Raw genomic sequence first — 13,202 nt, 5'->3', positions numbered from 1 at the left:
CTCATGACGACGCCCACGATCGAGCTCAAGCCGTCCGCGCACCCGCTGCCCGCAGCGGAGCGCGAGAAGATCCTGGCCAGCCCCGGCTTCGGCCGGCACTTCACCGACCACATGGTGACGATCCGGTGGACCGAGGGCCGCGGCTGGCACGACGCGCAGCTCGTCCCGTACGCGCCGCTCTCGATCGACCCGGCGAACATGACGCTGCACTACGCCCAGACGATCTTCGAGGGCCTGAAGGCGTACCGCCGGCCCGACGGCTCCGTGGCCACCTTCCGCCCCGAGGCCAACGCCCAGCGCTTCCAGCGCTCCGCGCGCCGCCTGGGCATGCCCGAGCTGCCCGTCGAGACCTTCCTCGCCGCCTGCGACGCGCTGGTCGAGCAGGACAAGGACTGGGTCCCGGCGCACGGCGGCGAGGAGTCGCTCTACCTGCGCCCGTTCATGTTCGCCGCCGAGGTCGGCCTCGGCGTGAAGCCCGCCAACGAGTACCTCTTCCTCGTGATCGCCTCGCCCGCCGGCGCCTACTTCCCCGGCGGCGTGAAGCCCGTCTCCATCTGGCTGTCCGAGGACCGGGTGCGCGCCGTCCCCGGCGGCATGGGCGACGCCAAGACCGGCGGCAACTACGCCGCGTCCCTGCTCGCCCAGGCCGAGGCCGCCGAGAAGGGCTGCGACCAGGTCGCCTACCTCGACGCCGTGGAGCACAAGTGGGTCGAGGAACTGGGCGGCATGAACCTGTACTTCGTCTACGGGAACGGCGGCAAGGACGGCCGGCCGAAGATCGTCACCCCGACGCTGACCGGCTCGCTCCTCGCGGGGGTCACCCGTGACTCCCTCCTCACCGTCGCCCGCGACCTGGGCTACGAGGCGGAGGAGGCGCGCGTCTCCATCGACCAGTGGCAGGCCGACACCGAGAACGGCACGCTCACCGAGGTGTTCGCCTGCGGCACCGCCGCGGTCATCACGCCCGTCGGCACCGTGAAGCGCGCCGGCGCCGAGTGGCAGCAGAGCGGCGGCGAGCCCGGCGAGGTCACCATGAAGCTCCGCGAGACGCTGCTGAACATCCAGCGCGGCACGTCCGAGGACACCCACGGCTGGATGCACCCCCTGGGCTGAGCCCCGCCACCGCTGGTCACGGTACTTCGGCCGGTGCCTCCGTCACGGGGGCGCCGGCCGTTGCCGCAACGGCCGCCGGGCGGCGCGTCACCACTCCGTACACCGCGGCCGTGACCAGCGCCGACAGCAGGAACGACAGGTCGATGCCGCCGGTGTACGGGACGAGCGGCCCGGTGTAGAGCGGGGTGTCCACCGCGGCCAGGCCGACCACCGAGCCGAGCGCCCACGCCACCGTCGCGGGCACGTTCCAGCCCGCCGTGTACCAGTACCGGCCGCCCCGGGAGCGGCGGTTGTAGACCTGCAGCGCCTCGGCGTCGTACACCCCGCGGCAGCGGGCGAACCCGAAGACGGTGATCACCGCCCAGGGCGTGCCGACCGCGGTGAGCAGCAGCACGAACGAGGTCATCGCGTCCTGCGCGTCCCAGGCGAAGTGGCCGAGGTAGACGAAGAACGTGGAGATCCCGGCGACGACGTACGTGGCCTGGGTGCGGGTGGCGCGCGGCAGGATCGCGTCGAGGTCCAGGCCCATCGAGTACAGCATCAGCCCCGCGTTGCCCACCGAGCCCGCCGAGGCGGCGAGGAGGAGCGGGGCGAGGAACCAGAAGGGCGCGCCGGCGACGAGCGGCCCGGCGTAGTCGTCCGCCGCGCCCACCGCGAGCGCGGTGAAGGTGCCGAAGAGCTGGGGGACCAGCAGGCCCGCGACCAGCCCGAGGCAGGTGGCGAGGAACACCGTGCGGGAGCGGTGGCGGCGCGGGGAGATGTAGCGGGTGTAGTCGCCGAGCAGCGTGATGAAGGCGATCGGGCCGCTCAGCCCGGCCGAGACCGCGGCCAGCAGCCAGGTGGGCCAGAAGCCGCCGAGCAGGTACGTGCTGCCGTGCGGCGCCGCGGTGGTGAAGTGCGGCGCGTACGCGATCAGGCCGACGGCGAGGATCGCCGTCATGCCGAGCGCGAGGACGCGGGAGAGGCGGAGCAGGAGCTTGTACCCGTAGACCGCGCCGGCGGCCGTGCAGGCGGCGAGCAGGGCGTAGACGGCCGCGTAGCTCGCGCCGCTGCCGGGCAGGCCGGTGAGCCGGGCGAGGGTGCCGACGACGGCGTCGCCGCCGACCCAGAGGGTGAGCGCGGTGTAGCCGAGCGAGAGCAGCAGGCCGATCACCGAGCCGACCAGCCGGCCGCGCACGCCGAAGTGGGCTCCGCTGCTGGTGGAGAGGTTGGTGCCGGTGCGCAGCGAGACCAGTGCGAGCGGCGCGGTCAGCAGCGTGCCGACGAGGGTGCCGGCGGTGAGGGAGGTCACCGACGGCCAGAAACCGAGCCCGAACGAGACCGGCAGCCAGCCGAAGATCACCACCCCGAGGGCGAGGTTCGAGCCGAGCAGGATCGAGACGAGGTCGCGCGGACTGCTGGTGCGTTCCTCGTCGGGGATGGTGTCGACTCCGCGTTGTTCGATCGGCATGAGAGGGCTCCTCTGAGAGGCCGGACAACTGTCGAGGGGGGTGCCGCTCCGGGACGGGGCGTTCCGCTTTTTAGAGCAGCGCTCAATGTGACCCTTACCCTCGTGCCTGGTCAACCCTTTCGGACGAAGCAATTCTCTGGTTAGAGTGACGCTCTAATCGATCAGGAGGTGTGGTGGCATGCGGCTGACCCCGACCGAGCGCGACCGGCTGTTGCTGTTCGGCGCCGCCGAACTGGCGAGAGCGCGCCGGGCACGCGGCCTGAAGCTGAACGTGCCCGAGGCGACGGCCCTCGTCGCGGACACGGTCTGCGAGGTGGCCAGGGACGGCGGCCGGCTGGCCGACGCCATCGAGGCGGCCCGCGCCGTCCTCGGCCCGGACGACGTGCTGCCCGGCGTCGCCGACGTGGTGACCGAGGTCCACGTGGAGGCGGTCTTCGACGACGGCTCCCGGCTCGCCGTCGTCAGTGACCCGATCAGCGGGGGATCGCTGGGCGACGCGGCACCGGGCGCGATCCTGCCCGGCCCCGCCGACGAAGCGCCCGCGCCCGCGGTGACCCTCCGCGTCCGCAACACCGCGACCGTCCCGGTCAGCGTCACCTCCCACTTCCACTTCTTCGAGGCCAACCCCCGGCTCGACTTCGACCGCGCCGCCGCCTACGGCATGCGGCTGAACGTCCCCGCCGGTTCCTCCCAGCGCTTCGACCCCGGCGCCGAGGAGGAAGTCGGCCTCGTGCCGATCGGCGGCGCCCGGATCGCCATCGGCTTCGCGGGCCTGGTCGACGGCCCGCTCGACGCACCGGGGGCCAAGGAAGAAGCGCTGCGGCGCGCCGCCGCCTGCGGCTACCTGGGGGCGAGCACCGAAGAGGAGGAGCGGGCATGACCATCGACCCGCAGGAGTACGCGTCCGTGCACGGCCCCCGGGCCGGCGACCGGGTCGTCCTCGGCGACACCGGCCTCGTCGTACGCGTCGAGTCCGACGCCCAGCAGCCCGGCGACGAATTCCTCGCCGGCTTCGGCAAGACGGCCCGCGACGGCCTGCACCTCAAGGCCGCCGCCGTCCGCGAGACCTGCGACGTCGTCATCAGCAACGTGCTGGTCATCGACGCCGTACAGGGCATCCGCAAGGTCTCCATCGGGATCCGCGAGGGCCGGATCAGCGGCATCGGCCGGGCCGGCAACCCCGACACCATGGACGGCGTCGACGTCGTCGTCGGCACCGGCACCTCGATCGTCTCCGGCGAGGGCCTGATAGCGACGGCGGGCGCGGTGGACACCCACGTCCACCTGCTCTCCCCGCGCATCATGGAGGCCTCGCTCGCCTCCGGCGTCACCACCATCATCGGCCAGGAGTTCGGCCCCGTCTGGGGCGTCGGCGTCAACTCGCCCTGGGCCCTGCGGCACGCCTTCAACTCCTTCGACGCCTGGCCCGTCAACATCGGCTTCCTCGGCCGCGGCTCCTCCTCCGACCCCGCCCCGCTCGTCGAGGCGCTCGCCGAGGGCGGCGCCTCCGGCTTCAAGGTCCACGAGGACATGGGCGCCCACACCCGCGCCCTGGACACCGCCCTGCGCGTCGCCGAGGAACACGACGTCCAGGTCGCGCTGCACAGCGACGGCCTGAACGAGTGCCTCTCCGTCGAGGACACCCTCTCCGTGCTGGACGGCCGTACCATCCACGCCTTCCACATCGAGGGCTGCGGCGGCGGCCACGTACCCAACGTCCTGAAGATGGCGGGCGTGGAGAACGTCATCGGCTCCTCCACCAACCCCACGCTGCCCTTCGGCCGGGACGCGGTCGCCGAGCACTACGGCATGATCGTCTCCGTCCACGACCTGAAGACCGACCTGCCCGGCGACGCCGCCATGGCCCGCGACCGGATCCGCGCCGGCACCATGGGCGCCGAGGACGTCCTGCACGACCTCGGTGCCATCGGCATCACCTCCTCCGACGCCCAGGGCATGGGCCGCGCCGGCGAGACCGTCCGCCGCACCTTCGCCATGGCCGGCAAGATGAAGGCCGAACTGGGTCCGATGGAGGGCGACGGCGCGCACGACGACAACGCCCGCGTACTCCGCTACATGGCCAAGCTGACCATCAACCCCGCCATCGCGCACGGCCTCTCCCACGAGATCGGCTCCCTCGAAGTCGGCAAGATGGCCGACATCTCGCTCTGGCAGCCCCGCTACTTCGGCGCCAAGCCGCAGCTGGTCCTGAAGTCCGGCTTCCCCGCCTGGGGCGTCACCGGCGACCCCAACGCCGCCACCGACACCTGCGAACCCCTCGTCATGGGACCGCTGTTCGGCGGCCACGGCGCCACCGCCGCCGACCTGTCCGTCGCCTTCGTCAGCGGCGCCGCGGCCGCCGCCGGCTCGCCCGGCAAGGCCTTCGACTCCCTCCCCACCCGGCGCCGCCGCGTCGCCGTCCGCGGCACCCGCGGCATCGGCCCCCGGAACCTGCTCCGCAACGACCGCGTCGGCGACGTCCAGGTCAACGGCGACACCGGCCTGGTCACCCTCGACGGCGCCCCGATGCGCTCCGTCCCGGCCGACCACGTCTCCCTGTCCCGGCTCTACTTCCTCTGAGCCGGGCCCGCCCGACCGGTCCGGCCGCCGCTCCCGTGGCGGACCGGCGCCCGACCGGGGGCGCCCGTTCGTGCGGGACGGCGCGCCCCCACCCGCCGGCCGGCCCTGCCCGGGCCGGCCCCGCGCCGGTCGCAGCGGCCTGCCCCGCTGTGGCCACCGCCCCGCCCGGGTCCCGTCCCTTCCCGGGCGGCACCGGGGCGGCCGCCCCACCCCGGGGGCCGCCCCGGCTCCCACGCTCTCGCCCTCTCCCACCGCAAGGACGCAGCTCATGACGGACCAGCCCCTGCCCTCCACCGGCGCCACCCCCGCCGCCGACGGATTCGCCATGCCCCCCGAGTGGGCGCCCCACGAGCGCACCTGGATGGCCTGGCCGGGTGCCAACTACACCTTCGGCGAAGAGGGCGACGCCACCCTCTCCGAAGCCCGCGTCGCCTGGGCCCGCGTCGCCCGCGCGGTACGCCGCTTCGAGCCCGTCACCGTCATCGCCGGGCCCGGCCAGGCCGCGAACGCCCGCGGGCTCCTCGGCCCCGACATCGACGTCGTCGAGCGGGAACTGGACGACGCGTGGATGCGCGACATCGGCCCCACCTTCCTCACCGGGAACGGTCAACTCGCCGCCACCGACTGGGTGTTCAACGGCTGGGGCGCCCAGGACTGGGCGACCTGGGAACACGACGCCAAGATCGGCGCGGAGGTCGCCGACCTCGCCGGCGCCCGCCGCTACCCCACACCCCTCGTCAACGAAGGCGGCGGCCTTCACATCGACGGCGAAGGCACCGTCCTGCTCACCGAGACCGTCCAGCTCGACCCCGACCGCAACCCCGGCCGCACCCGCGAAGAGGTCGAAGCCGAGATCCACGCCTTCCTCGGCACCACCAAGGCCATCTGGCTGCCCCGCGGCCTCACCGCCGACTACGGTCGGTTCGGCACCCGCGGCCACGTCGACATCGTCGCCGCCTTCGCCCGCCCCGGCACCGTCGTCGTCCACACCCAGCCCGACCCCGCCCACCCCGACCACGCCGTCTGCACCGAGATCGTCGAGCTCCTGCAGTCCGCCACCGACGCCCGCGGCCGGCAGCTGGAGGTCGTCGAGGTCCCCGCGCCCACCGTCACAGAAGAAGACGGCGAGTACGTCGACTACTCCTACATCAACCACTACCTCTGCAACGACGGCGTCGTCCTCTGCGCCTTCGACGACCCGCGCGACGAACACGCCGCCGGAATCTTCCGCCGGCTCTTCCCCGGCCGTACGGTCACCCTCGTCGACGCCCGTACGATCTTCGCTGCGGGTGGCGGCATCCACTGCATCACCCAGCAGCAGCCCAAGGTCTGATCAGCCCGTCGATCAGCCGGTCCAGGAGGTCCCCGTGCCCGGTCCCGCACGCCGCCCCCGGCGGCGGCTCAGCCAGCCACGCGAGCAGGTGCTCGCCGCGGCCATGACCACCATCGCCGAAGAGGGCCTGGACCGGCTCACGATGGCCGGGCTCGGCCGCGAGGTCGGCATGAGCAGCGGCCACATCCTCTACTACTTCGGCACCAAGGACGAGCTGCTGCTGCAGACCCTCCAGTGGAGCGAGGAACAGCTCGGCGCGCAGCGCCGCGCCGAGCTGGCCCGCCGCCTCCCCGCCCGCGCCCGCATCGACGCCCTCGTCGACCTCTACCTCCCCGACGGCCCCCGCGACCCCCGCTGGACCCTCTGGCTGGAGGTCTGGAACCGCTCCCAGAACGCCGACGACGCCACCCGCGAACGCCAGCTCGACCTCGAACTCGCCTGGCACCGCGACCTCGTCGCCCTCCTCGTCGAAGGCGCCTCCAAAGGCGAGCTCCGCGCCGTCGACGCCGAACGCTTCGCCACCCGCACCCGCGCCCTCCTCGACGGCTTCGGCACCCACCTCGTCGTCGGCCTGCCCGGCCTCTCCCGCGAGGAGGTACTCGGGCACGTACGCGACTTCCTGGACGAGTCGCTCACCCCGGCCACGGACCCGGGTACGGAAAGCACGGAACGTCGCTAGATCGTTGTCTTGTGCACCCTTGCCGAAAAGTCCCAGCTCCGGCACCGTTCTCGGCTATGGGACGAGAGCAGTGGAAGAAGATCTGGGTCGGGTCGGCCGGCAACATGGTCGAGTGGTTCGACTGGTTCGTGTACGCGAGCTTCGCCGTGTACTTCGCGGACTCCTTCTTTCCCAAGGGCGATGAGACCGCCAACCTCATGAACACCATGGGGGTCTTCGCCGTCGGCTTCTTCATGCGGCCCGTCGGCGGCTGGCTCCTCGGCCGGGTCGGCGACCGCAAGGGCCGCAAGGCGGCCCTCACCCTCACCGTCACCCTGATGTCCGCCTCGGCGATCCTCATCGCCGTCGCCCCCACCTACGCGGTCGCCGGCTACGGCGGCGTCGCCGTCCTCCTCGTCGCCCGCATGCTCCAGGGCCTCTCCGTCGGCGGCGAGTACGCGGCCAGCGCCACCTACCTCACCGAGGCCTCCGCGCCCGGCCGCCGCGGCTTCGCCTCCAGCTTCCAGTACGTCTCGATGACCGCCGGCCAACTCCTCGGCCTCGGCCTGCAGATCATCCTGCAGCGCACCATGTCCGAGGACGCCCTGCACAGCTGGGCCTGGCGCATCCCCTTCATCATCGGCGCGCTCGGCGCCGGCATCGTCTTCTACCTCCGCCGCAACATGCTGGAGACCGAGGTCTACGCCGAGGACGACACCGCCAACGCCGACCCCGACCGCGGCACCCTCAAGGCCCTCTGGGCCCACAAGCGCGAGGCGTTCCTCGTCATCGCCCTCACCATGGGCGGCACCGTGGCGTACTACACGTACACCACCTATCTCACCAAGTACCTCTCCGGCAGCGTCGGCCTGGACAAGCCGACCGCCTCCCTCGTCAGCTTCTGCGCCCTCTTCCTCTTCATGTGCCTCCAGCCGCTGGCGGGCAAGCTGTCCGACCGGATCGGCCGCCGCCCGCTGCTGATCACCTTCGCGATCGGCTCGACCTTCCTCACCGTGCCGATCATGACGCTGCTGCGGCACGCCGGCTCCTTCTGGCCCGCCCTCGGCCTCTCCCTGCTGGCCCTCGTCGTGGTCACCGGCTACACCTCCATCAACGCCTGCGTGAAGGCCGAACTCTTCCCCACCGGCATCCGCGCACTCGGCGTCGCCCTGCCGTACGCCATCGCCAACGCCCTCTTCGGCGGCACCGCGGAGTACGTCGCCCTGTGGTTCAAGAACGGCGGCATCGAGTCCGGCTATTACTGGTACGTCGCCGGCTGCGCCGCCGTCTCCCTGGTCGTCTACCTGACGATGCGCGAGACCCGCACCATCGACCTGCACCGCGTCACCAAGGACGGGGCGGGCCAGGGCAAGGACGCCCGTCTGCTCGCATCCTGAGACAAGGGGCACTTCGGGGGCAGTCGTGTGCAAGACTGCCCCCATGCTCTCGTTCGCCATGATTATTGGCAGCAGGCGCGCCGGTCCGCAGTGACCGCCCCGTACGAAACCGAGTACGGCGCGGCACCGTCGTCCCAGACCCGCGCGCAGACCTCTCGCACCCGCGAGAGGTTTTTTCGTTTCCCGGCCCACCCGCCACCGGGAACGGAGCGCGAGGGATCATGAGGGGACGGTGGAGCCGGTCATTCCGGTAGACCGAGATCCCGACAGGAGCCAGACCAGCATGACGGACACCTCAGAACCCTCTCCTCTGTCCGACGATTTCCACGTGTTCGACACGACGCTGCGCGACGGCGCGCAGCGCGAGGGCATCAACCTGACCGTCGCGGACAAGCTGACCATCGCACGCCACCTGGACGACTTCGGCGTGGGCTTCATCGAGGGCGGCTGGCCAGGCGCCAACCCCCGGGACACCGAGTTCTTCCAGCGGGTACAGGAAGAGGTCCCCTTCCGCCACGCACAGCTGGTCGCCTTCGGCGCCACCCGCAAGGCCGGCGTACGCGTCGAGGACGACCCCCAGGTCACGGCCCTCCTGGATGCCAAAGCCCCGGTCATCACCCTGGTCGCCAAGTCCCACGTACGCCACGTGGAGCTCGCCCTGCGCACCACGCTGGACGAGAACCTGGCCATGATCCGGGACACCGTCGCCTACCTGCGCGAACAGGGCCGCCGGGTCTTCCTGGACTGCGAGCACTTCTTCGACGGCTACGCGCTGGACGCCGACTACGCCAAGCAGGTCGTCCGCACCGCCAGTGAGGCCGGCGCCGACGTCGTCGTCCTCTGCGACACCAACGGCGGCATGCTCCCCGCCCAGGTCACCGCGGTCGTCCGCACCGTCCTTGCGGACACCGGCGCGCGGCTGGGCATCCACGCCCAGGACGACACCGGCTGCGCGGTCGCCAACACCCTGGCCGCCGTCGACGCCGGCGCCACGCACGTGCAGTGCACCGCCAACGGCTACGGCGAGCGGGTCGGCAACTCCAACCTCTTCCCGGTCGTCGCCGCGCTGGAGCTCAAGTACGGCCGCAGGGTGCTGCCCGAGGGCAAGCTCGCCGAGACCACCCGGATCTCGCACGCCATCGCCGAGGTCGTGAACCTCACGCCCTCCACCCACCAGCCTTACGTCGGCCTCTCCGCCTTCGCGCACAAGGCGGGCCTGCACGCCTCCGCGATCAAGGTCGACCCCGACCTGTACCAGCACATCGACCCCGAGCTGGTCGGCAACACCATGCGGATGCTGGTCTCCGACATGGCCGGCCGCGCCTCGATCGAGCTCAAGGGCAAGGAGCTGGGCATCGACCTCGGCGGCGACCGCGAACTGGTCGGCCGGGTCGTGGAGCGGGTCAAGGAGCGCGAGCTCGCCGGGTACACCTACGAAGCCGCCGACGCCTCCTTCGAGCTGCTGCTGCGCGAGGAGGTGCAGGGCCGCCCGCTGCGGTACTTCACCGTCGAGTCCTGGCGCGCGATCGTCGAGGACCGCCCCGACGGCACGCACGCCAACGAGGCCACGGTGAAGCTGTGGGCCAAGGGCGAGCGGATAGTGGCCACGGCGGAGGGCAACGGCCCGGTCAACGCGCTGGACCGGGCGCTGCGGGTGGCGCTGGAGCAGATCTACCCGCAGCTGGCGCAGATGGAGCTGGTGGACTACAAGGTCCGCATCCTGGAGGGCGCGCTCGGCACCGGCTCGATCACCCGCGTCCTGGTCTCCACCGGCGACGGCCGCGGCGAGTGGTCCACGGTCGGCGTCGCGGAGAACGTCATCGCCGCGTCGTGGCAGGCGCTGGACGACGCGTACGCGTACGGCCTGATGCGCGCGGGGGTCGCGCCGCAGGACTGACCGGTACGACGGCGGCCCCGCCGGGTTCTTACGAACCGGGCGGGGCCGCGCTCTGGCGGCTACCCCAGATAGGGATCCGGGCGGTTCTCCAGGAAATGCCGCAGGCGAAGCCGCTGCGTGTGGTGCATGGACAGCGCATCGATGTCCCTCGGCGCCACGAACCGGACTTCCGTCGACTCGTCCGAGACGGCCAGTGTCCCCCCGACCGCGCGGGCCGTGAAACACACGTTGAACTGCCGCCGTACCTCGCCGTCGCCGTACTCGATGACGTGGCGGGGATCCGTGTACGTACCGACCAGACCGGTGATCTCCACGTCCAGCCCGGTCTCTTCCTTGACTTCCCGGACCGCTGCACCGGACAGGGAGTCCCCCAGCTCCATGGCGCCCCCCGGGAGGGCCCACAGACCGTTGTCGACGCGCCTCTGGAGAAGGATGCGTCCCTCGGCATCGGTGACCACGGCGGAAGCCGCCACGACCATGCTGTTCGGCTCGGAAGCGTCCGGATCGTCGAAGTATTCGGTACGGGCCATGGAGCGCGCCTTCGCCTGGCTGCACCAGTTCAAACGGCTCCGCACCCGATACGAACGACGCGCCGATCTCCACCAGGCCCTGCTCGAACTGGCCTGCAGCCTCATATGCCTCCGCCGCCTGCGAACCTCATCCTGAAGCGATCAGTTGGCTACGTGTCGTGTAGCGGTGGTTTCCAGCCCGCCCTGATCATCCCTGCTCGCCGAGCACGAGAAGCGCTCGCCTCGGCGCCTACCGCATGGCTTCATTGGGCACGGCATGGACGATGGGATAGGGGTTGAGTGGAAGGTCGGCGCCGCCGCATTGGTTGAAGGGGCTACCGACCGGAAGCCCCAGGAAGTTGCCGTCGGCCGAACCGGTGCCGGCCGATGTGGTGTCGGTCGCGCGGGGCGTGCTGTGGTGGTTGGCGCACGTGGTGCCGAAGGCCGGCGACAGGAAGTCTCCGATCCCACCTGCGGAGGCGGGGGTGGCCATGGCGAGTGGGGCCCCCAGGGCGGCTGCTGTGATGGTGAGAGCGGTGGCTGTCGTACGAGTGGTCATGCTCTGCAAACGCCAAACGTAACGGCAGGACACGAACCACGTGCGCCCCTCATGATTGCCAGGTTTCCCATCAGGCACTCAAGAGGCTCCGGCAGGCTCAGCCCGTACCAGCGCAGCCGCCAGAGGTCGAAGATTCCGCTCCCGTCAGCTGCGCAGTCGACATCGACCTCAGTGCCGTTGTCGCTGACGAAGAGGTGGACGCCCGGCACGGCGAGCGACTGCCCTTCCCGATCTAGGGCGCGACCGCGGCCCCGGCCGGTTCCCAGGGGGGAGGGACCGGCCGGGGCCGCGCTGTTCTGCCGGCGGCCGGGTCAGGCGTTCTTGACCGCCGAGATGTCGAAGGTCAGCTTCACCTTGTCGCTGACCATCACGCCGCCCGTCTCCAGCGCGGCGTTCCAGGTGAGGCCCCACTCCGAGCGGAGGATGTCGGCGCTGCCCTCGAAGCCCACGCGCTCGGCGCCGTAGACGTCGGTGGCGGAGCCGTTGAACTCCAGGTCGATGGCGAGCGGCTTGGTGACGTCCTTGATCGTCAGGTCGCCGGTGACCCGGTACGTCGCGCTGCCGGTCTGCTCGACCGCCGTGGAGCGGAAGGTCATCAGCGGGTACGTCTCGGCGTCGAAGAAGTCGGCGCTCTTCAGGTGGCCGTCGCGGTCCGCGATGCCGGTGTCGATGCTGGCGATCTGCACGTCGATGGTGGCCGTCGAGGCGGCCGGGTTCGCGCCGTCCAGATGGAGGGTGCCCTCGTGGGCACCGAAGGCGCCGCGGACGTTGGTGACCATGGCGTGCCGCACGGTGAAGCCGATGCTGCTGTGCGCCGGGTCGATGGCGTAGTCGCCGGTCAGCGCGGCCAGCGCGGGGTCGACGGCGGGAGCCGCGGCGGCGGCGGGGGCGGACGTCTCGGCAGTGCGCTTGCGGTGGAACAGAGCCATGGCTCCTCCTCGGGGGACGGGTCGGGGGACCTCGGGCGTCGGTGTCGAACTTCTTGTTTAACGTTCAACGAGATCGAGCGTAGACCCCTCTGGTTCAAAATTCAACCTTTCCGACCTTTCCGTCGGGGAGAGGCCGGATCGGCCTTCGTCCGTCCCGCTCGCGGGGGCTGGCGACGCGCGTAGAGGTCGGGCATCATCTGCGGTGCTCCACCTGCACCGCCGAAACATCCGTCGCACGGTCACCGGTTCACCGCAGGAGGTTCCCCATGAGAGTCCGCGCCGTCCTCAGCACGCTGGCACTCGTCCTCGGCGCCCTCTTCGCGCCCGGCTTCGGCGTCCTCACCGACGCCGGCGAGGCGCACGCCGTCACCAAGCTCACCCACGCCCAGGCCACCACGATGTTCCGCGACGCCGGCATCACCTGGTCCTCCTCCGGCGGCTGCTCGGACCGCAACACCCCGACCTGCACCTCCTTCGACCAGCTGAACCAGGCCACCGCCCAGGGCGCCGTCACCCTCAAGAAGGCCAGCGGCTGCGCGCTGAACATCACCGGCGGCACCGAGACCGGCCACGCGAGCGGCACGTACAGCCACTGGAACGGCTACAAGCTCGACTTCGCGCTGAACACCTGCGTCAGCAACTACGTGACCGGCAGCTTCGCCTACATCGGCGTACGCGGGGACGGTGCGCCGATGTACCGGTCGGGGTCCGGCAACATCTACGCCAAGGAGGGCTCCCACTGGGACGTCCTCTACTACAACTGCGGCGGCTGCTGAC

Annotated in this window: 12 protein-coding genes and 1 pseudogene; 9 read left to right on the top strand and 4 right to left on the bottom strand. The window is 71.3% G+C overall.

Annotated elements, in window-relative coordinates; genetic code table 11:
• Positions 1-3 precede the first annotated feature (3 nt).
• Positions 4-1,113, top strand: coding sequence for a branched-chain amino acid aminotransferase (locus IF20_RS11455; protein ID WP_052864996.1), 1,110 nt, complete (start codon positions 4-6; stop codon positions 1,111-1,113).
• A gap of 16 nt (positions 1,114-1,129) precedes the next feature.
• Here the strand turns inward: IF20_RS11455 and IF20_RS11450 are convergent, their stop codons facing one another.
• Positions 1,130-2,563, bottom strand: a complete 1,434-nt coding sequence (locus tag IF20_RS11450; protein WP_052864995.1) for a cytosine permease — start codon at positions 2,561-2,563, stop codon at positions 1,130-1,132.
• A 178-nt stretch (positions 2,564-2,741) separates the two neighbouring features.
• Between IF20_RS11450 and ureA the strand changes: the two genes are divergently transcribed.
• From ureA to cimA, 6 genes are all read left to right on the top strand, one after another.
• Complete coding sequence (gene ureA, locus IF20_RS11445; RefSeq protein WP_052864994.1) at positions 2,742-3,443, top strand: urease subunit gamma; 702 nt, start codon at positions 2,742-2,744, stop codon at positions 3,441-3,443.
• Positions 3,440-5,143: an urease subunit alpha gene (locus tag IF20_RS11440; protein ID WP_199896557.1), complete on the top strand. Its 1,704-nt coding sequence runs from the start codon at positions 3,440-3,442 to the stop codon at positions 5,141-5,143. Before ureA ends, IF20_RS11440 begins: the two co-directional genes overlap by 4 nt.
• A 268-nt stretch (positions 5,144-5,411) precedes the next feature.
• Positions 5,412-6,476 (top strand): agmatine deiminase family protein, encoded by a 1,065-nt coding sequence (locus tag IF20_RS11435; RefSeq protein WP_052864993.1) that lies wholly within the window; start codon positions 5,412-5,414, stop codon positions 6,474-6,476.
• 34 nt (positions 6,477-6,510) lie between these two features.
• On the top strand, positions 6,511-7,155 hold the full coding sequence (locus IF20_RS11430; protein ID WP_052864992.1) for a TetR/AcrR family transcriptional regulator: 645 nt from the start codon (positions 6,511-6,513) through the stop codon (positions 7,153-7,155).
• 56 nt (positions 7,156-7,211) lie between these two features.
• Positions 7,212-8,531 carry an MFS transporter gene (locus IF20_RS11425; protein ID WP_052864991.1) on the top strand — a complete coding sequence of 440 codons (1,320 nt, stop codon included), beginning with the start codon at positions 7,212-7,214 and terminating at the stop codon, positions 8,529-8,531.
• A 283-nt stretch (positions 8,532-8,814) separates the two neighbouring features.
• Entirely contained in the window at positions 8,815-10,428 is a 1,614-nt protein-coding gene (cimA, locus tag IF20_RS11420) for a citramalate synthase (protein ID WP_052864990.1), read from the top strand.
• Positions 10,429-10,487: 59 nt separating this feature from the next.
• On the opposite strand, the gene IF20_RS11415 is transcribed toward cimA, so the two are convergent.
• Positions 10,488-10,958, bottom strand: coding sequence for an NUDIX domain-containing protein (locus IF20_RS11415; protein WP_052864989.1), 471 nt, complete (start codon positions 10,956-10,958; stop codon positions 10,488-10,490).
• Between the two features lies 1 nt (position 10,959).
• Between IF20_RS11415 and IF20_RS11410 the strand changes: the two are divergent.
• Positions 10,960-11,094 (top strand): annotated as a pseudogene (locus tag IF20_RS11410) (IS5/IS1182 family transposase); the annotation flags it as partial.
• Between the two features lie 93 nt (positions 11,095-11,187).
• Here IF20_RS11410 and IF20_RS11405 read toward each other — a convergent pair.
• Together IF20_RS11405 and IF20_RS11400 are read right to left on the bottom strand one after the other, a co-directional pair.
• Complete coding sequence (locus IF20_RS11405; protein WP_234426608.1) at positions 11,188-11,505, bottom strand: hypothetical protein; 318 nt, start codon at positions 11,503-11,505, stop codon at positions 11,188-11,190.
• Between the two features lie 302 nt (positions 11,506-11,807).
• A complete protein-coding gene (locus IF20_RS11400; protein WP_052864986.1) occupies positions 11,808-12,425 on the bottom strand; it encodes a YceI family protein in 618 nt (205 codons plus the stop codon).
• 266 nt (positions 12,426-12,691) lie between these two features.
• On the opposite strand from IF20_RS11400, the gene IF20_RS11395 reads away from it, so the two are divergent.
• Positions 12,692-13,201, top strand: coding sequence for a hypothetical protein (locus tag IF20_RS11395; RefSeq protein ID WP_052864985.1), 510 nt, complete (start codon positions 12,692-12,694; stop codon positions 13,199-13,201).
• Position 13,202 lies beyond the last annotated feature (1 nt).

Origin of the sequence: Streptomyces niger (genome assembly GCF_000718305.1) — a bacterium.
GTDB lineage: Bacteria > Actinomycetota > Actinomycetes > Streptomycetales > Streptomycetaceae > Streptomyces > Streptomyces niger.
The sequence above is the reverse complement of the archived record's forward strand: the minus strand, read 5'-3'. Positions and strand labels throughout refer to the sequence as shown.